24 protein-coding genes and 2 pseudogenes are annotated in these 19,810 nt (G+C 60.8%); 13 read left to right on the top strand and 13 right to left on the bottom strand.

Translation table 11 applies throughout. The features are described from left to right. The 11 genes and pseudogenes from ACH2DW_RS13145 to ACH2DW_RS13095 form a co-directional block, all read left to right on the top strand. Positions 1-483: pseudogene (locus ACH2DW_RS13145) on the top strand (hypothetical protein); the annotation flags it as partial. A gap of 404 nt (positions 484-887) precedes the next feature. Continuing rightward, positions 888-1,079, top strand: a complete 192-nt coding sequence (locus tag ACH2DW_RS13140) for a hypothetical protein (RefSeq protein ID WP_394930198.1) — start codon at positions 888-890, stop codon at positions 1,077-1,079. 47 nt (positions 1,080-1,126) lie between these two features. Further along, positions 1,127-1,999 (top strand): FAD binding domain-containing protein, encoded by an 873-nt coding sequence (locus tag ACH2DW_RS13135; RefSeq protein ID WP_394930197.1) that lies wholly within the window; start codon positions 1,127-1,129, stop codon positions 1,997-1,999. 1 nt (position 2,000) lies between these two features. Continuing rightward, positions 2,001-2,552 carry a (2Fe-2S)-binding protein gene (locus tag ACH2DW_RS13130; protein ID WP_394930196.1) on the top strand — a complete coding sequence of 184 codons (552 nt, stop codon included), beginning with the start codon at positions 2,001-2,003 and terminating at the stop codon, positions 2,550-2,552. Positions 2,553-2,554: 2 nt separating this feature from the next. Next, entirely contained in the window at positions 2,555-4,936 is a 2,382-nt protein-coding gene (locus ACH2DW_RS13125; RefSeq protein ID WP_394930195.1) for an aerobic carbon-monoxide dehydrogenase large subunit, read from the top strand. Beyond that, positions 4,933-5,856: an XdhC family protein gene (locus ACH2DW_RS13120; protein ID WP_394930194.1), complete on the top strand. Its 924-nt coding sequence runs from the start codon at positions 4,933-4,935 to the stop codon at positions 5,854-5,856. The genes ACH2DW_RS13125 and ACH2DW_RS13120 overlap by 4 nt, the downstream gene beginning before the upstream one ends. Continuing rightward, positions 5,857-6,447 carry an SRPBCC family protein gene (locus ACH2DW_RS13115; protein WP_394930193.1) on the top strand — a complete coding sequence of 197 codons (591 nt, stop codon included), beginning with the start codon at positions 5,857-5,859 and terminating at the stop codon, positions 6,445-6,447. Positions 6,448-6,456: 9 nt separating this feature from the next. Further along, complete coding sequence (locus tag ACH2DW_RS13110) at positions 6,457-6,711, top strand: hypothetical protein (protein ID WP_394930192.1); 255 nt, start codon at positions 6,457-6,459, stop codon at positions 6,709-6,711. 248 nt (positions 6,712-6,959) lie between these two features. Further along, positions 6,960-7,211, top strand: coding sequence for a hypothetical protein (locus tag ACH2DW_RS13105; RefSeq protein ID WP_394930191.1), 252 nt, complete (start codon positions 6,960-6,962; stop codon positions 7,209-7,211). Between the two features lie 3 nt (positions 7,212-7,214). Next, entirely contained in the window at positions 7,215-7,502 is a 288-nt protein-coding gene (locus tag ACH2DW_RS13100) for a hypothetical protein (protein ID WP_394930190.1), read from the top strand. Next, a complete protein-coding gene (locus ACH2DW_RS13095) occupies positions 7,499-7,873 on the top strand; it encodes a hypothetical protein (RefSeq protein ID WP_394930189.1) in 375 nt (124 codons plus the stop codon). Before ACH2DW_RS13100 ends, ACH2DW_RS13095 begins: the two co-directional genes overlap by 4 nt. 33 nt (positions 7,874-7,906) lie before the next feature. On the opposite strand, the gene ACH2DW_RS13090 is transcribed toward ACH2DW_RS13095, so the two are convergent. The 6 genes from ACH2DW_RS13090 to ACH2DW_RS13065 form a co-directional block, all read right to left on the bottom strand. Beyond that, positions 7,907-8,344 carry a hypothetical protein gene (locus tag ACH2DW_RS13090; protein ID WP_394930188.1) on the bottom strand — a complete coding sequence of 146 codons (438 nt, stop codon included), beginning with the start codon at positions 8,342-8,344 and terminating at the stop codon, positions 7,907-7,909. A gap of 13 nt (positions 8,345-8,357) precedes the next feature. Continuing rightward, a complete protein-coding gene (locus tag ACH2DW_RS13085) occupies positions 8,358-8,639 on the bottom strand; it encodes a hypothetical protein (RefSeq protein WP_394930187.1) in 282 nt (93 codons plus the stop codon). Between the two features lie 7 nt (positions 8,640-8,646). Continuing rightward, positions 8,647-9,798 carry a VWA domain-containing protein gene (locus ACH2DW_RS13080; RefSeq protein ID WP_394930186.1) on the bottom strand — a complete coding sequence of 384 codons (1,152 nt, stop codon included), beginning with the start codon at positions 9,796-9,798 and terminating at the stop codon, positions 8,647-8,649. Then, positions 9,791-10,681 carry an AAA family ATPase gene (locus ACH2DW_RS13075; protein WP_394930185.1) on the bottom strand — a complete coding sequence of 297 codons (891 nt, stop codon included), beginning with the start codon at positions 10,679-10,681 and terminating at the stop codon, positions 9,791-9,793. The genes ACH2DW_RS13080 and ACH2DW_RS13075 overlap by 8 nt, the downstream gene beginning before the upstream one ends. Before the next feature lie 6 nt (positions 10,682-10,687). Beyond that, positions 10,688-10,942 carry a hypothetical protein gene (locus tag ACH2DW_RS13070; RefSeq protein WP_394930184.1) on the bottom strand — a complete coding sequence of 85 codons (255 nt, stop codon included), beginning with the start codon at positions 10,940-10,942 and terminating at the stop codon, positions 10,688-10,690. A 96-nt stretch (positions 10,943-11,038) separates the two neighbouring features. Beyond that, positions 11,039-11,908, bottom strand: coding sequence for an XdhC family protein (locus tag ACH2DW_RS13065; protein ID WP_394930183.1), 870 nt, complete (start codon positions 11,906-11,908; stop codon positions 11,039-11,041). Positions 11,909-11,960: 52 nt separating this feature from the next. On the opposite strand from ACH2DW_RS13065, the gene ACH2DW_RS13060 reads away from it, so the two are divergent. Together ACH2DW_RS13060 and ACH2DW_RS13055 are read left to right on the top strand one after the other, a co-directional pair. After that, on the top strand, positions 11,961-12,542 hold the full coding sequence (locus tag ACH2DW_RS13060) for an NTP transferase domain-containing protein (protein WP_394930199.1): 582 nt from the start codon (positions 11,961-11,963) through the stop codon (positions 12,540-12,542). A gap of 314 nt (positions 12,543-12,856) precedes the next feature. Next, positions 12,857-13,138 carry a hypothetical protein gene (locus tag ACH2DW_RS13055; RefSeq protein WP_394930182.1) on the top strand — a complete coding sequence of 94 codons (282 nt, stop codon included), beginning with the start codon at positions 12,857-12,859 and terminating at the stop codon, positions 13,136-13,138. Between the two features lie 487 nt (positions 13,139-13,625). On the opposite strand, the gene ACH2DW_RS13050 is transcribed toward ACH2DW_RS13055, so the two are convergent. The 7 genes and pseudogenes from ACH2DW_RS13050 to ACH2DW_RS13020 all read right to left on the bottom strand — a co-directional run. After that, on the bottom strand, positions 13,626-14,123 hold the full coding sequence (locus tag ACH2DW_RS13050; protein WP_394930181.1) for a thermonuclease family protein: 498 nt from the start codon (positions 14,121-14,123) through the stop codon (positions 13,626-13,628). A 374-nt stretch (positions 14,124-14,497) separates the two neighbouring features. Beyond that, positions 14,498-14,767 (bottom strand): hypothetical protein, encoded by a 270-nt coding sequence (locus ACH2DW_RS13045; protein WP_394930180.1) that lies wholly within the window; start codon positions 14,765-14,767, stop codon positions 14,498-14,500. A gap of 566 nt (positions 14,768-15,333) precedes the next feature. Next, positions 15,334-16,221: a carbohydrate kinase gene (locus ACH2DW_RS13040; RefSeq protein ID WP_394930179.1), complete on the bottom strand. Its 888-nt coding sequence runs from the start codon at positions 16,219-16,221 to the stop codon at positions 15,334-15,336. 19 nt (positions 16,222-16,240) lie between these two features. Continuing rightward, positions 16,241-17,320, bottom strand: coding sequence for an ABC transporter ATP-binding protein (locus ACH2DW_RS13035; protein ID WP_394930178.1), 1,080 nt, complete (start codon positions 17,318-17,320; stop codon positions 16,241-16,243). A gap of 99 nt (positions 17,321-17,419) precedes the next feature. Continuing rightward, positions 17,420-18,289, bottom strand: a complete 870-nt coding sequence (locus ACH2DW_RS13030) for a carbohydrate ABC transporter permease (protein WP_394930177.1) — start codon at positions 18,287-18,289, stop codon at positions 17,420-17,422. After that, a complete protein-coding gene (locus ACH2DW_RS13025) occupies positions 18,289-19,218 on the bottom strand; it encodes a carbohydrate ABC transporter permease (protein WP_394930176.1) in 930 nt (309 codons plus the stop codon). Before ACH2DW_RS13025 ends, ACH2DW_RS13030 begins: the two co-directional genes overlap by 1 nt. A gap of 198 nt (positions 19,219-19,416) precedes the next feature. Beyond that, a pseudogene (locus ACH2DW_RS13020) lies at positions 19,417-19,810 on the bottom strand (sugar ABC transporter substrate-binding protein); the annotation flags it as partial.

Here is a 19,810-nt window from a genome sequence, read left to right as displayed (position 1 = left end):
GCTGCTGAAGTAGTTGCGATCCTCGATGAGTGGATCGCCGACGATGCTCCACGGCTCGACGCCGACAACAACGGCGACCATGACAGCCCCGGACCGCTGATCTTCGATGCCGTCTTCGATCCAATCGCTGCAGCGGTTAGCGAGCCGGTACTCGGTGAGGCTCTCACGGACGCCCGACGTGGCATCAACGACGAAAGCCTGATCGACAAGGACCTTCGTGCGTTGCTCGGCGAGCCGGTCGACGGCCCGTTTGGGGTGCAGTACTGCGGGTCCGGTGACATCGACACCTGTCGTGATGCGCTGTGGACAGCAATCGACACAGCAGCGACCGAAGTCGCCGCTGAACGCGGCGATGACCCGACCACCTGGTTGAGCGAAGGACAGCGGCTGACGTTCGCACCCGGATTGATCGACGACGATTTCCGCGCTACGAACCGGCCGACCTTCCAGCAGGTGATCGAGTTCGCTCCACCCGGCAACTAAACACAACGGTTGACAGTTTCGTCAGCTCAACTATCGATCGTGCTGCTACCGCTCACGCACCGTGAGCACGGCCCGGGCACGCCCGGACGGAGTAGCTCATCGCGCCGTGCTTGCTCGGCGGCCAGATCGCAGTGAAGGCCGGCGACCTGTCCGAAGATCTCAGGTGAGTTATGCCGCTGGTCGCCCAGATCTGCGCGAACGTCAATGAGTTCGTCGGTGGCGTCTGTGTCGCGGCCAGCACCGGCGTTCATTCACACCGGTTGAAGACCGTCAACAAATCGGCTATCGACTCGCAGGGTTTACTCCGCTATGGTTGCCTGACGTTGGCCGTCGGGGGACGGTCCAAAAAATGGGGGTTTTGAATGCCGATCGAGTCATCGGGTCAAAGTGCGGGTAACCCGCGCATGTACGAACTCATTGCTGACACCCCGAAGGAAGGCGACAGCCCGACCGTGTGGGCGTGGCCGCATCTCATCGACCATCTGAAGGTGGCAGGCCAACCCGTCCAGGGGCCGTGGCCGCCACACCAGCAACGACGGCCAGACCCCGACCCGGACGGGATGCCCCGCGCTGTTCCGGACCCTGAGGGTTTCTAGGTCCTCAGCTTCTTCGCCCATTCGCAGAACAGGAATCGAGTCCGGATATGTATCCATCCCGCTTTAACTATGAAGCACCGACGTCGCTCGCCGAGGCGATTCAGATCCTCAGGTCGACCGACGATGCCAAAGTGCTTGCCGGCGGTCAGAGCCTCATCCCAATGATGAAGCTGCGCTTCGCTAGCCCGGCGACGTTGGTTGACATCAACAACATCCCCGGTCTCGACTTGCACGGAGCCGACGCCGACGGCACCTACCGCATTGGCGCACTGTGCCGTCACGCCCAGCTCGAGAAGTCGACGACGCTCGGCGACCATCAGCCGACCATCGCTGCCGCCGCGCCGCTGGTCGCCGACCCGATCGTACGTACTCGTGGCACGTTCGTCGGCTCGGTCTGCCATGCCGACCCGCAAGGCGACTGGGCATCGTGCATGGTTGCCCTCGATGGCTCAGTCACCGCTGTCGGCCCGAACGGCAGCCGATCGATTCCTGTGAAGGAACTCGTCTCTGGCCCATTCCAAACCATTCTGAGCCGCGACGAGATCGCGACCGAAGCCGTGATTGAACCGGCGCAAGGCACCCGCGTCGGTGGGTACCTCAAGTTGGAGCGACGAGTCGGTGATTTCGCGACTGCCGGCGTGGCCATTGCGTTGGAGATGTCCGGCGACAGCGTTACTAAGGCCGGCATCGGGCTGACCGGTGTTGGTTCCCAAACCGTCGACGCGAGCGACGCTGCTGCGGCCCTCGTCGGTTCGCGCCTCGACGCCGAATCTATTGCGAACGCGGCACGCCTGGCTGCTGAGATCTCCAAACCTCGATCTGACCATCGAGGGAGCGCCGACTACAAACGTCACGTGGTGTCGACCTTCGTGAGCCGAATCCTTGCCAACGTCCAACGATCAGAACAGCAGGTGGCCTGACATGACCAGCCTTTTCGAAGAAGTAGCAGTTACGACCGACGACAACGTCGCCGTTACACGAGTCAACGTGCGCGTGAATGGCGAGCGGCGCGCCGCCGACGTCGAGCCCCGCCTGCTGCTGGCACACTTGCTGCGCAACGGCTTCCGTTTAACAGGCACCCACACCGGTTGCGACACAACGAACTGCGGAGCGTGCACCGTGCTGCTCGACGGCCAACCGGTGAAGAGCTGCACGGTCTTTGCTGTGCAGGCCAACAATCACGACGTCACCACCGTTGAGGGTTTGGCAACTGCTAGCGAACTGCATCCAATCCAAGAGGGCTTCAAAGATGAGCACGGACTGCAATGCGGTTTCTGCACGCCGGGGATGATGCTCAGCGCAAAAGCGTTGCTCGACGAGAACCCTGACCCCACCGAAGACGAAGTCCGGTGGGCGCTGTCGGGAAACCTTTGCCGTTGCACCGGATATCAGAACATCGTAAAAGCCGTGCTCTGGGCTGCGCAGAAGATGCGTGGTGACGCGCCGCCGCAAATCGAAGAAGAAGGAAACTGAGCGTGACACTCGACGAGATCAAAATCGGAGGCCTCGGGGCAAGTCGGCGCCGGGTCGAGGACAACCGTTTCATCCGCGGGACAGGAAACTACGTCGACGACGTGGTCCTGCCCGGCATGTTGTACATGGAGATCCTGCGCAGCCCCTTGGCACACGCGAAGATCACCTCGATCGACACCAGTGCGGCGTACGCAATACCTGGTGTCCGCATGGTGATGACCGGCGAAATGATGGCCGCGCGCAACCTTGCATGGATGCCAACGCTGTCGTATGACACGCAAGCAGTACTGGCAACTGACAAGGTTCGGTTCCAGGGCCAAGAGGTCTGTGCTGTCATCGCCGACGACCCCTACATCGCACGAGATGGCGTCGAAGCGATCGTTGTCAAATACGAACCGCTACCGCCAGTCGTCAACCCTGAGCAGGCTCTCGCTCCCGGCGCGCCGCTCATCCGCGACGACAAAGTCAATCAGCATGACAACGTCGTGTTCGACTGGGAAGTCGGAGATCGAGATGGCACCGACCAGGCCTTCGCGAACGCTGACCTGATCTCTGAAATCGACATGCACTACCCGCGTTCGCATCCGTCGCCGATCGAGACCTGCGGATCGATTGCCGACTACGACCGGGCCACCTCCAAGCTCACCGTTTACATGACGTCGCAGGCACCGCACATCATCCGCGCAGCAGTTTCGCTCGTCGCCGAGATCCCCGAGCACATGATCCGGATCATCGCCCCCGACCTCGGTGGAGGCTTCGGCAACAAGGTCCCCGTGTATCCCGGCTACGTTGCGTCGATTCTTGCGTCAATTCTGCTCGAGCGACCTGTCAAGTGGATCGAGGACAAGACCAGCAACCTGATCTCCACCGGGTTTGGGCGCGACGTCTACCTCAAAGGCCAGATGGCGTTGCGTAACGACGGAAAGATCCTCGCGGTGCGGATGCACACGGACTCCGACCACGGAGCGTTTTTCTCCGACGCGCAGCCCTCGAAGTTCAAGATCGGGCTGATGCACTCCGCATTTGCGTGTTACGACATCCCTTCCGCGCATCTCACGGCTCGGGGTATCTACACGAACAAAGCACCGGGAGGCGTCGCGTATCGCTGCTCGTTCCGCGTCACCGAGGCAATGTTCTTCCAAGAGCGAATGGTGCAGGCCGCCGCCGACGAACTGGGCATGGACCAAGCTGAGTTCCGTCGTGTCAACCTCGTACGCGACGACGACTTCCCGCACCGCACTCCGTTTGGGTTCCTCACCGACTCGGGGCAGTACGAGAAGTGTCTCAACATGGGCCTCGAAGCAATCGGCTATGAGGACTTCCTTGCGCAGAAAGAAGAGGCCAAGCAGCGCGGGCGGCTGCTCGGGATCGGCATCTCGACGATGACCGAACCGCTTGGCGCCGGCAACAGCCGCGAGTACGACATTCTCGGCATCAAGATGTTCGACTCCGCCGAGTTGCGGGTCCACATGACTGGCAAAGCAATTCTTCGGACGGGCGCGAAGTCCCAGGGCCAAGGCCATGAGACCACATGGGCCCAGATCGTTGCACACGAACTCGGCATCCCCGCTGAGGACATCGTTGTCGAGGAAGGTGACACCGATACCGCACCGTTCGGCATGGGTACCTATGCATCTCGGTCCACGCCAGTCGCAGGGGCAGCGGTCTCGATGGTCAGCCGGAAGATCCGCGCGAAGGCACGCAAAATTGCCGCTCACCTGCTCGAGGTATCCGACGAGGACATCGAGTGGGAACTCGGCCGGTTCTATGTCCGCGGAGCCCAGGATCGCGGAGTGACCATTCAGGAGTGCGCAATGGCTGCGTACAGCAATGTGCCTGACGGCATGGAGCCTGGCTTGGAGAACAACGCGTATTACGACCCACCCAACCTCACCTGGCCTTTCGCCTGCTACATCGCGACAGTCGAAGTCGACCCTGAGACCGGAGTGTGGGACGTGTTGCGCGTGGTTGCCGTCGATGACTGCGGTGTGCGCATCAATCCAATGATCGTCGAAGGTCAGATCATGGGTGGGCTCACCGAGGCGTACGCGATGGCGAACATGCAATTCATCACGTTCGATGAGGCAGGCAATTGTGTCGGCTCGAACTACATGGATTATCTGCTACCGACCGCCTGGGAGACACCGGGCTTCGAACTCCACGAAGTTGTGACTCCGTGCCCGCACCACCCAATTGGAGCCAAAGGCATCGGCGAGTGCGCCACAGTGGGTGGCCCGGCAGCGTTCGTCAACGCAGTGATGGACGCCCTCAAGGGGACCGGCGTTCGTAACATCGATATGCCGCTGCTTCCCGATCGGGTCTACGAGGCACTCCAGACCGGACAAAACATCTCCGGAGCACCGCCGGTAAGGACCGACGGGTGAACCTCGACCGCGCCGTGGAAGGCTGGGGTGTGCTGGAGCGCGCCGTTGACCTTGCGCGTCGCGGAACACCGTTCGTGCTCGCCACCGTCGTCTGGCGCGAAGGCCCATCTTCAGGCCAACACGGCTCTCGGGCGATCTACACCGCGACCGGCGAAATTCACGGTTGGATCGGCGGAGCCTGCGCCGAGCCGGTGTTCAAACGCGAAGCAGTGAAGACACTCGAAGCCGGATCACCGCGATTGCTCGCCCTCGGCGCAAACGACCGCTTCGGTGATCTCCCCGACGGCACGATGGCTGTCGAAATGTCATGTCAGAGCGAAGGAGCTCTGCAGATCTATTTGGAGCCAGTGATATCGATGCCGCATCTCGTGATCATCGGTGATTCACCGATGGCCCAGACCCTCTGCGAGCAAGCTAGTCAGCTCGACTGGAACGTCGAACTCGTCGGAGGGCCTGATTTCAGTGAGGGCCTGTTGTCGTCGCACTCCATTGTGGTCGTCGCTACTCAGGGTCATGGCGATGAAGACATCGTTGTCGCTGCGTTAAAGGCGTCACCGGCTTACGTGGGCGTTGTGGCATCAGCGAAGCGAGGCGAAGTAATCCGGTCGTTCCTTGCCCAGTCTTTCGATGAGACCGAACTCGATGCGCTTCGCGTGCCGGCCGGTCTCAACCTCGGCAGCACAACCCACAAGGAAATGGCGGTGGCCATCCTCGCCGACCTTGTGCAGCGCCGAGCAGCGGGCGAGTTCGCTGCAGCCATTCAGATCGATCTGCCGAAGGTCGAGACAGCGATCGACCCCATCTGTGGAATGACGGTCGACGCTGTCGACACCAGCCATCCGCTCGATGTGGGCGACATGACGTACTACTTCTGCTGCTCGGGTTGCCGGGCAGCGTTCGGAAGCCAGCAGGGGGTATAGATGCTGATAACCAATAATTTCGAAGTCGATCATCCAATCGATCGCGTCTGGACGTTCTTCGAAAACATTCCGCAGGTGGCGAAGTGTCTTCCCGGAACCGAACTCAACGAAGAGATCGGCGAGGACCACTACGCGGGCGGGGTCGTCATCGGCCTCGGACCGGTCAAGCTCAGTTTCGACGGAAACGCGAAGATCCTTGAGCGCAACGAGGACACGCACACGATCAAAGTCGACGCGGCAGGAGCGGAAAAGAAAGGGCGCGGTCAAGCAGCAATGCTCGTTGACGCTGCGCTCGAAACGACCGCCAGCGGAACAAAGGTCGCAGTGACGATGGACCTGCAACTCTCCGGAGCAGCCGCCCAGTACGGACGTGGGCTCGTCTCCGACGTGACCGCCGTGCTTCTCGACGATTTCGCTGCCAACGCCGGAGCACGACTTGATGCGATCGCCGCCGGACGCAGTCCCGACGAGGTCGGCCAACTTGCGTCAAGTAGCCCCAGCGGTTTCGCGATCGGTCTGCGGGCCGTGCGGATGGCGCTTGCACGTATCTTTCGTCGGTTCTTCATGCCGTATTCGCCCGAGGCTGTATAGGAGACGCTCATGTTGTGGTGGATTGGAAATATTTTGCTGTTGGTAGCCGCACTGGTAGCTGTTGTGCTGCTCAGTCGGCTGCTCGGTGCAGTTGAACGTATTCGCAAAGCGAGCGACGACATCCTCGCTGGGGGCGTCGCCGCTATTGGTGAGCTCAACAACACCCCCGAGTTGCTCGCTACGACCGACACCGTGATCGAAGAAGTCGCCGACGGCGCTGTTCGGTACGCAGGTTCAGTCGCGAAGTTACTTCCGGAAGAGTAGGAGAGGTTCACATGTCATTAGTTGCCTGGGTCACGGTGATCATCGCTCTGTTGATCGTCTTTTTCGCTGCGGTCGGCTTATTCCGGGTCGCTGTTCATCTGCGAGCAGTCGACAAAACGCTCGAATCGTTGAACGGTGGAGTCGAAGTGATCGCAGCCAAAACCTCGACTGTGCCGACGGCGTTGCCGTCGGTAAACGCGAGCCTGAAACCCGTCCGCGACTTCGCGGACTCGATCTAAGGAGTTGCAATGCTGATGCTGGACACCAGCTGGACTATTGGCTTCACGGTCGGGGCCGTTGTTGTAGTCGCCGTCGTGGCTCTCGTGGTCCCGATTCTCATCCTTGCCCGATCAATTGGGCAACGCGCAGCGACGATCAACGGTCACCTCGAAGAGACCGTCGAAAACACCGACGCGCTGAAAGAACTCAATACGACGATCGACGCTGCCGGCGCGATCACTGCAGGGCTGAACCGCGGCCGCAAGCGGTTGGGGGGCTGAACCGTGATACAGGCAATTACTGATCGAGAAGAGGAGCTGTGGTGGACAGCGATTGTTCTCGGATTCGTCGTCATCGTCGCGGTCGTGGCACTGCTGACCTTGCTAGTGATGTTCGTGAGGACCATCGAGCAGCGGGTCGCTGCCATCAAAGTCACCCTTGAAGAAGCTTCAGCGAACACCGCTGACACGGCGTTGATCGGCCAGACCGCTGACGCTGTCGACGGCGTACTCAATGAAGGCCTCGAACATCATCTGTTCCTCGGCCGAGTTCTGGACAAGGTGCGCTCATGACCATGCTCGTCACTTTCAGTGTCATCGCGATCACCTTGCTGATTGCAGGCTTAGCGTTCTTCCTTTACGTGCTTGGCAGCCAGCTCGGCCGCGTGGCGACAATGCTCGAGGAATGCGCGCAGATCGTGTGGAAGATCGAGCGCGACACCGAGGCCATCGGCCCAGGCGTCGAGCGCATCAACCGCACCGGTGCAGTCGTCGCCGGGGCGCTACCGCTGCTGTATGGCTTCGCTGAAGGCATCGTTACAGGCGCCACCTACGAGCCGGAACCCGAAGGAACCGAGCGGCCGCCGGCCCTACCTGCAATGGGTTCACGACGGTCAAGGCTCAACGAAGCTGTCGGCTACAACCCTGAGCCAATCAGCCGCTAAAAGCCGCCGGCATTCATCACCCGACGTGGAGCGTCAGGTCTCGTTCGGGTCCCGATTGGTTGTCAACGGGCCAGTTGTCGGCGCGTCGTAGCGGCCGATCCACTCGTCTTGCCATGCCTGGTCGTACTGCTCAGGCGCGCAGCCCGGCTTGTACACGCTGAGGAGTTCCTTGACGATCTGGATCCGATGGCGTTCCGTCCCGCCGGGGACCTCGTACGTCGCGATGTAAACACCCCACTTCGTGCCCGCACGCCGTTCCCAACATTTGGCCCTTCGATGAGCGTTCGGTAACCCCGCTTCGCGCAGGTTTTCCGCCTGGTCAACGTCAATTACTGCGAAATCGTGAGGCTTGCCGTCCGGGTCAGCTAGGTACAGGATCGCGTACACGGCCCCCGTGACAGGCGGCTGCCAGCCACCAAGGACGCGGGGCCCCTCAAACGGGTAACCGGCAAGGGACCCGAGACGGATCATGGTTTTTTGACGGTCACTCGAAGTAGTCCTCTTCATCGCCGGTGACCTCGGCTTTGGTGACCGGCCACTGCGGTGCACCGGCCGTCACGACCGCTTCAGCGAACAAAGGGAGCGCCACGTCGACCGCTTCATCGGCACTGTCAGCCTCAACAACAATCTGCGCGCCGTAGCTCATTGCGCCGATACCTGACGCAATGCCGTCGAGCGGCGCCACTGCATCAGCGAGTGCGACGATCTCTTCGAGTTCCATCGGCCGGTCACCTTCGGCTTTAATCGACACACTCCACTTGCTCATTGTCTCATCATCCAATCTGTGCGAGGCGCGACGCGAAGTCCTCAAGACTCGCGAGATCTTTGCCCGAGGTGATCTCGTCGATATGAGGGCCGACGACTGCCATTGCGAGAGTGGGCGGAACGCCACCCTGTGCGTCGTGGAGCGGGTTCATCCACACGATGCGATGCGAAAGTCGTTCGAGCTTCTCCATCGCGACAGCAAGCACCGCCGGGTCGCCGCGGTCGAGGCCGTCGGAGCAGATGATCACTGTTGCGCCTCGACTCAGCCCACGCCGACCCCAGTCCTTCACGAACGTTTCAACCGAATCACCGATCCGCGTTCCGCCGTCCCAGTCGACAACTTTTTCAGCGGCCAACCGCATTGCGGCGTCGGGATTACGCCGGTCAAGCAAAGGTGTGACGCGGGTCAGACGCGTTCCGAAGCAGAACACTTCGACCTTCTGGGCGGCCTGGCGCATCGAATACGCGAACTGCAACAGGTTGCGTGAGTGATCAGCCATCGAGCCTGACACGTCAAGAAGCAGCACAAGCGTCCGCGGTTTGCGCTTGCGGTCCATGCGCAAAAGCGCAGTTGCGGCGGTGTGAAGGTCCATCTCTGCGCGTGCCATGCGGCGCACGTCGATCACCGACCCTGACGGGTCGTTGCAGTAGCGACGGGTCCGTCGTTTAGGTGGTTCGACGCGCATCCGGGCGATCATTCGGCGTACAGCGGCAAGCTCAGCGTCTGAGCAGGCAGAGAACTTTTTGGTGCGTTCGATCTCGAGTGACGACGCCTGCAATCCCAACACCAGCGGCGGCTCTTCGGACTCACGGTCCCCAGGCTCAGCGTCTGGCACATTGATTGTGCCGGTCGACCCCTGCGGGGCATGGCGATCCTTGGTGTGCTTTCGTTCAGCTCCGGCGGGTACGTGCAGAAAGTACCGGCGGAACAGCTCGTCGTACACGGGAAGATGGTCGCGGCGGTTGACCAGCGTGGTCCGTCCGGACCAGTAGACGTCCTCAAGGTCCGATGGCGTTAGTTCTGCGACCGCCCCGCAGAACGTCAACACGTCATCGGTTCCGACCGGCAGTCCGGCCTCGCGCAGCGCGGTGCCGAACGCGACGAGACGATCGACGATCTGCGGATCGCCGGTAGCTGCGTCGTGTTCTTGATCAGGCATCAGGTATGACACGGTCAATTCCCGACGACACGAATTCGAGGTCGTCGCGATCTTTGATCACCGAACCGAGCGTGTCGATCGCGGTCTCACCGTCGAGATTGTCAGCACCAATCGCGCCGAGCGCCTCGACCCAATCAATGGTCTCGGCAACTCCAGGCGGTTTGGCCAGATCCAAGTCGCGGAGACGATGAACTGCATCAACTACTTTGCGCGTCAAAGCTTCGGCCACGTCAGGAGCCCGAACCCGGACGATGTCGACTTCTTCGCTCACCGTCGGGTAGCCGATCCAGTGGTACAGACATCGTCGCTTCAGCGCATCGTGTAGCTCACGGGTTCGATTGGACGTGAGAACAACAATGGGTCTGTCCTCGGCTTTCATGGTGCCGATCTCGGGGATCGTGATCTGGAAGTCCGAGAGAAGTTCTAGGAGGAACGCCTCGAACTCGTCGTCGGCGCGATCAATCTCGTCAATCAGGAGCACCGACCTGCCGCCGGCACGGACTGCTTGTAGCAACGGTCGTTCGAGCAGGAACTCCTCCGCGTAGAGCCCGCCAACGGTGGCTGAGTCGGTGAGCTCACGTTCAGATAGGGCCCGCACGTGCAGCATCTGTCGTGCGTAGTCCCATTCGTACAGCGCCTGGTGCGTGTCGATGCCTTCGTAGCACTGCAGCCGGATCAGTTCACGGCCCGTGAGCTGCGCAAGGCATTTCGCCAACTCGGTCTTGCCGACACCGACCTCACCTTCAAGTAACAGCGGTCGGCCGAGTCGAAGCGAGATCAGCGTTGCGGTGGCGAGACCCCTGTCAGCGAGGTAGCCGACGTCGCGCAGCTGGTTCTGAAGGTCAGGGACGCTGGACGGCGGCTCCGCCGGTGGCTGAGTCATCGGAGCTCAGTCGTTCGTCGAGCCGAGCACCAGGTCTCGAACCGAGGCAGTATCGCCTGCAGCGAGCTTGCCTTCCCGGGCGAGGAGGTTGCGCCATGACGTGCCGAGGTCGTCATCGCCTTCGGCGATTCCATCGAAGCTGAATTCTCGGGCGTTGCGGCAGACCTTGGTCGGGCTGCAGTCCGCGTCGGCGCTGACGTCTTCGTTGCCTGCCCAGACGTCTTGCAACACGTTGTCAATCTCGTGCGGATTGTTGGTCATCTTTGATCCCTTTGCCCCACTTTGGCCGGACGATGCAACGCCCGACTCACAAACTGTAGCGCGAGTCCACAGCAGGTGATTCCACGGAGCAGTCGATCAGCTATCGGGATCTTCGCGAACGCTCAGCATCTCACAGACCACCGACACGGCAACCTCCTCAGGAGTTCGCGCTCCGATCGGAAAGCCAGCTGGCCCGTGGACGCGCCGGGTATCGGTGACGCCCCGAAAGGCAAGCCAGTCACCACGATCCTCTTGCAGCGAACTCGGCCCGATTGACCCGATGTAGCCGACCCGCGAGCCGAGTGCTGCTTGCAGGACGCGGCCGACAGCTTCAGTGTCGTGGCCCATCACGACGATCCCGTCGATAGCAGACAAGTTGGCAGCGACACCGATGGCGTGATCGGCGCCACTCACCCGGTCCACGCTCCAACCAACGAACCCTGCAGCGTGGCTGAGCGCATCAGCCATCGGCCCACCCCCGAACAGGACGAGTGACGGCGTCGGCGCCCAGCTCGCGCTGAGCTGCTCGTCGTCAAGGCTGAAGCCAGTCGAACCCTGCGGGGCGACGAAACGAATCTCACTTAATCGGTCATTTTCCTTCGCAGCCACGATGGCGACTGGTTCGCGTTCCAGCAACGGCTCCCACAGCTCCTCGGGGAGGACCTCAGCTGGCGCGAACACAATGCGCACGACAGTGCCCTGCGGAACCCCAAGTGCGGACGACTCGATACCGTCGAGCTCGCAGGTAACGACACGTGCCTCGTTCGACCCGCTGAGGGAAAGCTCAACTAAGCGACTGTCGAGCGCGCCACCGAGCAGTGAACCGAGGCGTCCCCCGCCCGGCGTGATTGCGACCGCATCAGTCGGATCGAACGTCGGTACCTGCTCAGGGTCGAGACTCCACGCGACATCTACGCGCGTGCCCCCTCGAAGGCACGCAGCGACACTCAGAGCAATTCCGTACACGACTCACACCGTAGTGTTAGCTAGCGTTCGTCGACATGTGGGAAGCCTCACGATGATCGTTACAGCGCTGGTGTTAGCTGCCGGGTCGTCGCGGCGCCTGGGTCAGCCCAAGCAGCTGCTCCCGTTCCGTGAAGCGACCTTGCTCGACGCGACGATTGAGACTGTCACTGGTTTCGGTTTCGCCCAGACGATCGTCACCCTTGGAGGTGCTGCTCCCGAGGTGCGCGAAACGGTCGATCTGTCGGGGGTCGACGTGGTTGACAGCGTCCATCACACCAACGGTTGTTCGTCGTCGATCGTGTCAGCTCTCGATGCGATCAACCCGAAAGCTGCGGGCTTCGTGCTGTTCCTCGGCGACCAGCCGGGCGTGCCGTCTGCGGCCGTCGACTCGCTTCTGGATGCAGCCGCAGCGGGCGCCGAGCTCGCAGTTATCGAGTACAACGACGGCACCGGTCACCCGTTCTGGTTCGCTCGCAGCATGTTCGGTCCGCTCGCTGACCTGCACGGCGACAAGGCAGTGTGGAAGCTTCTCGAGTCCGGTCAACACGAGACGGCCCGCGTGCGAGTCGATGCCGACATCCCGTTGGATGTCGACACCTGGGAGGACTACCAACAGCTTCTCGCCAACGATTGAAGCAGACAAAAACTTCTTCGCCCATCCGCTTCGAGCGCGTCCCTTTGCCAAAAAGTCTTTCGGCTCCGTCGTGAGCGAAAAAGACTGAGTGACCGACGATGCCGGCAACCCTCACAGTCCCGACGCGCTGACCTTTGAGAAGGAGTTCAGTGCAATCTTCGACGCAACTGGCGGGTCCCGCAGAGGTCGTCTTGCATCTGCTTGTATGGAGGTAACCAAACGAAAGGGAGTGCGCAATGGATAACAACGACCTACACAAATGGATCAGCCACCGAGCAGACATGCTTTTCGTGTGTTTGAAAAGTCTCATGTTGATGACCGTTGGCATTGCGATTGCCGTTTCATTAAATCGATTCAGCGATGACGGCAAACAAGCCCTGTCGGTTGCGGTCGGAGCGCTCGGGTTTTACCTGTGGTTTCTTTCATTCGGCGCTGTGATGGACATTGCTGCGATGCGCAAAGACATGAGCGAAGAACTCCAAGGCTCCGCGTTCGGCACACAATTCCTCAAAGCGCCGTTCCCGATCTACATCGCGGTGACGACACTGGTGATGCTTGGCGTGCCTGTGATGTTGATTCTTCTGCTCAACTCTTGACGCAACCGGTTTCGCGTTCAAACGGTCTTACCTCACACTTTTTGACTTTCACGAATGTCGGGTAACTTCAAGTCACGTGGATGAAATCTTTGCTGGTGGGCCTTCTTGTTGTCACCGGAGTTGCGTGTAGCTCCGATGACGAGGCGTCAAACGGTCGTGAGTACGCAGCTGAAATTCGAGAGAACTTCCTTGAGTCCTGCCGTGGTGCTGGTGGAGAAGATTCGTACTGTTTGTGCGTGTTAGAGGGACTCGAAGGCGAGTACACCCAAGAAGAGTTCATCGAAGTCGAAGTCGAAATGGCTGCAAGCGGAGCGACACCTCCGTTCATTACCGGTCTTACCTCTCGATGCGCGTAGGCCGCTCTGACTGAAGCGAACCGGGCCGGCGTGATCGGCTGACAAACCTCGACCGGCTGAACCGTCGAACATGTTTGTGTTTCGCCCGCAGGGCTGATGGCCCCGTGTTCTAGAGCGTGGTGGACGTGGTGTTAGCCATAGCTTTCGCATCCCCAGCCGTCACCGTCGCGGTCGAGGCGGTGGTAGTCGGGTCCAGTTATACGGACCTTGCGACGAATGTCAGAGCAGTCGAGATCTGGGCCAGGCAGGTTCCAAAGCTCAACTGCTGAGCCTGTTTGCGGCAGCGACACGACCACACAGTCAAACGTGTTCTCGCTGTCTGTCGCGCGGTACTGGTCTTGGTATCGGTGCAGTGGGTAGCCGTCGATCGCGTCGTATCGGGCGTTCGCTTTTCCGGCTTCGATCATGCTCAGACCAACCGGTTTGCCGTCCACCAGAACATGACGCAGCAGACGGTCGTACTTGTCGGTGTCATCACCGCTGTCTGCGGTCAACGAGACCGTCCCAGTTGCCAGCAGATCGGCAAGGAACTCGCTGGCTTCGTCGTAGCCGCATTCGCCTCGCTCGGGTGTGTCGTAGCCGAGGATGCGAATTGACTGACCGTCGGTCTTGATGGTGTCTCCGTCCACGACAGTCCAAGATGTGATCACAACGCCGGGTACCGCAGGGTCCTTTACGACAATGACCACCGGAGCCGATGTTGAAACGGGTGTAGTACTTGGTGACGTAGCGGTTTGTGCATCGGGGGTTGTCGAGGCAGCAACGTCTCCGCTGTTGTCATCAATGACCACAGGCAACGTCACAACTGCAGTGGTCGTAGGCGGTGCCGTGGTAACAGGTACTGCTGTTGCTGCAGGAAGCTCACTGTCGGTTCCACAAGAAACGACAGCCAACACGCTGAGCCCAAGGACGATGATTCGCCGAGTCATGACACCTCTCTATCTCTCCATTTCGCTGGTTGGACATCCGGTTCCAGTTCAGAAGCCCAGCCGTAAATGAAAAGTTAAATCCCCTGGGGCAATCCGTGCTGCTTCACCGGCGCACCGTGATCTTCGAGACGACTCTCAACTCCATCATCGATGTCGTTTTCGTCGATCAGGTCAACGCCTGTTTCACCGTACTCTTCAGCGTTTGTAAGGGCTGCAGCCCTCTGAGTTGTGCGCGAGGGGGGACTCTGAAGCGACTTAGCGGGCTGGAGCCCTAAAGCGATGCCCTTGGAGTTCGGCTCATGCACAACGTTGACAGTGTCCGGACCCAGTTGTTCGTCACCCATCCCATTGACAGTACCGCGCTGATGTCACACAGCTGCTTGCAACTATGTACAAAGGGAATCACGAAGAGGGTCGCGACGGGCGCACGAGGAAACTCGCACGTGTACGCGCAAGGATAGAGCCATCTTGCCCGTTCCCAGTTGCCGACCGGGGATAACCAATGTGTCCCAGTCAAATTGCCTGTCAATCAGCCAACGCCGATCCGACTGTGCCTCGGAAGGACGCTCCACCGGACAGATCAGCAACTGCGATTATCGGGCGCTCGATAAGGGCCGGAGTGTTGCGCTACCGATGCCGCGATGGTGTATGTCTCGGACTGTGCCCATTGACGTCGATCACGAGATTGGAGGCTGCGTGGGACGCAAACGCGCTCGTAGCCCTCGCAGAGGCAGTACGGCGACGACGGATCACCATGCACGCTACGATCCGCACCCAATCCGTCAACGCAAGAGTGCCTGGTGAGGTGCCCTCGCAATCACTACAACATATTGGGTGACGATGGTTCCGTGCTAGCGGCTGAGGGTTGATCAGTTGTGGCCGATCGTGCTTCGATTGAACTTCGATCGGATTACCAGTCCAGTTCGTGGCGGTACGGGACGTCAGCGCCGGCCCGAGAACACGTGATTGCGGCGGCCGCGACCGCACGCTCGGCGAAGGTTTGCCAGTCGGCGGCGTTGAGCTCACCGAGGTCGATCTCGTCACCCTCGAAGCGTTCGTTGATCGAGGTGAGCACCGTTCCGACGATCGTGTCGCCTGCGCCCACGGTGTCGACGACGTCGACTGGGGGCGGGACTGCCCGCGATTCTGACGACAAGGTGAGGACGGAAAGACCATCCGATCCCCGGGTCACGATGACTGCACGGACTCCTTGGGCGAGCAACCACTCGGCCGACTGCTCGGGCGTTCGGTCGGGCCAGATCCACTCGAGGTCTTCGTCCGACCCCTTGTAGATGTCGACGTGCGGTAGCCATCGATCGTGAAAGTTGTTCCATACATCGCGGTCGTCGATGACCCGCGGCCTGATATTCGGGTCAAGCGACACCAGCCCGTCGTGTGATTCGGCCAACTCGGCCAGCGTCTCCGCAGTTCGCCCGCGGAAAAGTCCGAGGGTGCCGCCATGCACGATGTTCGCTCGACCACTCACCTTCGACACATCGAGGTCGGCCAACAGCGTGTCAGCCGTTCCTTCTCCCTCGAAACGGAAGCGCAGCTCGGGGACGTGTTCGACGATCGCCCGTGCGGTCGGCGCATCGAAACGCTGACAGAGCGACACGTCGACACTGTTGGCCTCGAGGTGCGACCAGAGCATCTGGCCGAAGTGGTCGGTCGACACTCCTCCAACAAACGCGGAAGGCGCACCGAGGCGAGCGGCCGCGATCGCCACGTTCATCGGCCCGCCACCGGGAACCGGATCGGGGACGACGTCGACAAGCGCCTCGCCGCAGCTGAAGATCATTCGTCCAACGTTTTGAGGTTCAGTCGCCGAGGCGTTCGCCGTCGCCGCCAAACAGATGAACCGGGCCAATGATGGAAACCGACACGTTGTCACCGCGGGTGATGTCACTCTGGCCGTCTTCACGAACCACCAGCACGAGCTCTTCGCCCTGATGCTGGGTCCTCACATGGAGAAATGACTCAGATCCGAGTGCCTCCACGACCGACACTTCGCCATCGAGGCCACCATTTGCGAGCGTGAGATGCTCGGGCCGAACGCCGACCGCGAGGTCAGTCGAATCATCCGACGATGCAGCTGCCGTCTGATCGGCCGTGAGCTCGATCGGCAAAGAGCCGATCGCGAGCCGTCCGTCGATGCGCTCGACGTCGACGATGTTCATCGCGGGCGAACCGATGAACCCGGCGACAAAACGATTCTTCGGCGAGTTGTACAGCGTCCGTGGAGCGTCGACCTGCTGCAGGATGCCGTCCTTCAGAACAGCGACACGGTGCCCCATGGTCATGGCTTCGACCTGGTCGTGAGTGACGTACACCATCGTCACACCGAGCCGTGCTTGGAGGTCGGCGAGTTCGGCGCGAGTCTGCACTCGCAACTTCGCATCGAGGTTCGACAGCGGCTCGTCCATCAGGAACACCTGGGGACTCCGCACGATCGCGCGGCCCATGGCGACTCGCTGGCGTTGGCCGCCAGACAGGTTCTTGGGCTTCCGATCGAGGTACGGCGTGAGGTCCAGGATGCGTGCGGCTTCTTCCACCTGCCGGCGACGCTCTTCCTTCGGCACCTTGGATTGCTTGAGCGCGAAGCCCATGTTCTCAGCGACGGTCATGCTGGGGTACAGCGCGTAGTTCTGGAACACCATGGCGATGTCACGGTCCTGCGGGGGCTTCAGGGTCACGTCGACATCGTTGATGTAGATGCTGCCCTTGTTGACGGTCTCGAGGCCGGCCAACATGCGCAACGCCGTTGACTTGCCAGAACCGGAGGGTCCGACCAGGACTAGGAGTTCGCCGTCGTGGATGTCGAGGTCGAGGCTGTCGACCGCAGGGATCTCGCTGCCGGGGTAGATCCGGCTCGCTGCTTCGTATCGCACTTCAGCCATGACGCTGCTCCAGTCGTTCTCGTGAACTTTCGGGGTTCGGTCGCACGTGTATGTTCACGAGAACCGTTGTGTGGTTGGTGAGAGATTGCGGGGCGGCCATCACTTGATGGCTCCCATCGCAAGGCCGCGGATCATGCGCTTCTGAGCGATCCAACCGGCGAGAACGACGGGCAACGTTGCAAGGACCGACGCGGCGCTGAGTCCCGCAAGGAACTGGCCTTGAAATTTTTGCTGTGAGTTGACCCAGACCGGAATGGTGGACGCACCGACCGGGTTCAACTGCACGGCAAGGAAGAACTCGTTCCACGCAAAGATCACACACAGCAGGGCAGTTGCTGCCAAGCCGGGTGCCACGATCGGCATGATCACCTGACGGATCTGGCCTATCAGGCTGCAGCCGTCGATCTGCGCTGCTTCGATGAGTTCCTTGGGCACTTCGGCGAAGAACGATCGCAACATCCACACGGCGAGGGGCAGGTTCATTGCCGTGTAGAGGATGACGAGGACGGTTCGCGTGCCCAGCAGATCGAGGTCGCGGGCGATGATCCAGAGCGGCATGATCGCACCCACGATCGGCAAGAACTTCGTGGAGATGAAGAAGAACAGCACGTCGCGCCACTTGCGCATCGGGCGAATCGCCAGGGCGTAGGCGGCTGGCACGGCGAGTGCCATGACGAGCACCGTCGAGATCAACACGATCCAGAACGAGTTACCGAACGCCTCGGTGAAGCTCAGCAGGCCGGTGGTTGATTCGGTGACTTCGGAGAAGCGGTCGAGGGTCGGGTCGAAGAACAGCACTGGACTCGAGTTGGCGACGGATTCTTCCTTGAAGCCGTTGAGCGTGAGCCAAAAAAGCGGGAAGAAGAACAGCAGGCCGATGATCCACGTCAGCAACGCGAGGAGATGGGCAACGACGCGGTTCTGACCGAGGATAGGTTCGGCTTTGGGGGCACGGGTGAATACAGCCATCAGGAATCGTCCTTCAGCAGGTTGGACAGCACTCGCAAACCGATGTTGGCGATGATGATCGCCGCGATGACCATGACGATGGAGTACGCCGACGCCAGACCGAATCGGTTGCCACCGCCGATCGACCGCTGTGCGATGTAGAAGGGCAGGTTCTTGGCGCCGGGTTGACCGCCGACGATGACTTCGATGTGGTCGTACACCTGGATGAGATAGATGGCGCCGAGCAACGTGCCGAGTTCGAGGAACGGACGAAGCTGAGGGAAGGTGATCTGGCGGAAGATGCCGAACGTCGTGGCACCGTCGACACGAGCGGCTTCGAGGACCGATGTGTCTTGGCCTTGGAGGCCGGCGAGCACGATCAACATCATGAACGGACTCCACTGCCACACGAGCACGACGACGACCGAGGCAAGTGGGTACCGGGTGGCGAATTCGACGGACTCAAAGCCGAACAGGTTGATGACCCAGTTGATCACGCCGAACGTGGCACTGAACATCTGCGTCTTCCACATGAAGCCGGCAACGACCGGCATCACCAGGAACGGGGTGATGAGCAGCGTGCGCACGAAGCCCTGACCAAAAAACTTGCGGTCGAGGAGGATGGCGAGCAGGGTGCCGACGATCAGCGAGAACAAGACCGCCATCACGGTCATCTGCACGCTGATCCAAGCAGCGTCTCGGAAGAACTTGTCGTCTGGCAGGGAGGTGTAGTTGTCGAGACCGATGAACTCACGCGGCTCGGGCGTGTCAAGCCGCCATTCGGTGAGACTGTAGAAAAGTGTGAACAGGAACGGGATCTGCGTCACCACGATGGTGAAGAGCAGCGCGGGAAGAATCGGAATTCGGCGCTTCCACCCTTCGCGACGTTCTAAACGTTTGACTTCGTCGGCGCGCGATTCGGTGTCGCGATCGACAACAGCGTTCGACATGACGCTCCCCCTTCGAGATGGCCCGGTTGTGACTGTAAACAACCCGGCCGGGCGTACGAGACGCCCGGCCGGACTGATGTTCAGTATTCGGTTTTCAGAATTCGGCGTTCAGTACCCCAGGGTGACCGACCCGGCCGAGCGTGAGCCCGACCGGATCGATCGTTTCACTCCCTGAGGGGGATCAGGAGCTCAGGGGGATCAGGTGCTCACTTCAGAAGCGATGATCTGGCAGTCACTCAGTGCGGCGTCGACGCTCATCGAACCAGCGATGGCTGCGGAGAACAGCTCGGTGCAGCGGGTGCCGACGTCCTGGAATTCGGGAACACCGACGTACTGCACGCCGGGCAGACCGGGCCGCGGCGTGGTGCCGGGGTTGTCGATCGGGGCAGCGAGCATGGCGTCGAGGGTGCGCTGGGCAAATGCGTCGGCAGCCTCGAGGTACTCGGGGTTCGCGTACAGCGACTGACGGGTGCCCGGAGGAACTGCGGCCCAGCCGTCGGTGTCAGCAACGAGCTGATGGTAGTCAGCGTTGGTTGCCCAGTCGATGAACTGCCATGCGGCGTCCTGGTCGGTGGTGCTCGCCGGGATGGCG

Origin of the sequence: uncultured Ilumatobacter sp. (assembly GCF_963980585.1) — a bacterium.
GTDB lineage: Bacteria > Actinomycetota > Acidimicrobiia > Acidimicrobiales > Ilumatobacteraceae > Ilumatobacter_A.
This window is presented reverse-complemented; position numbering and strand designations above follow the sequence as displayed.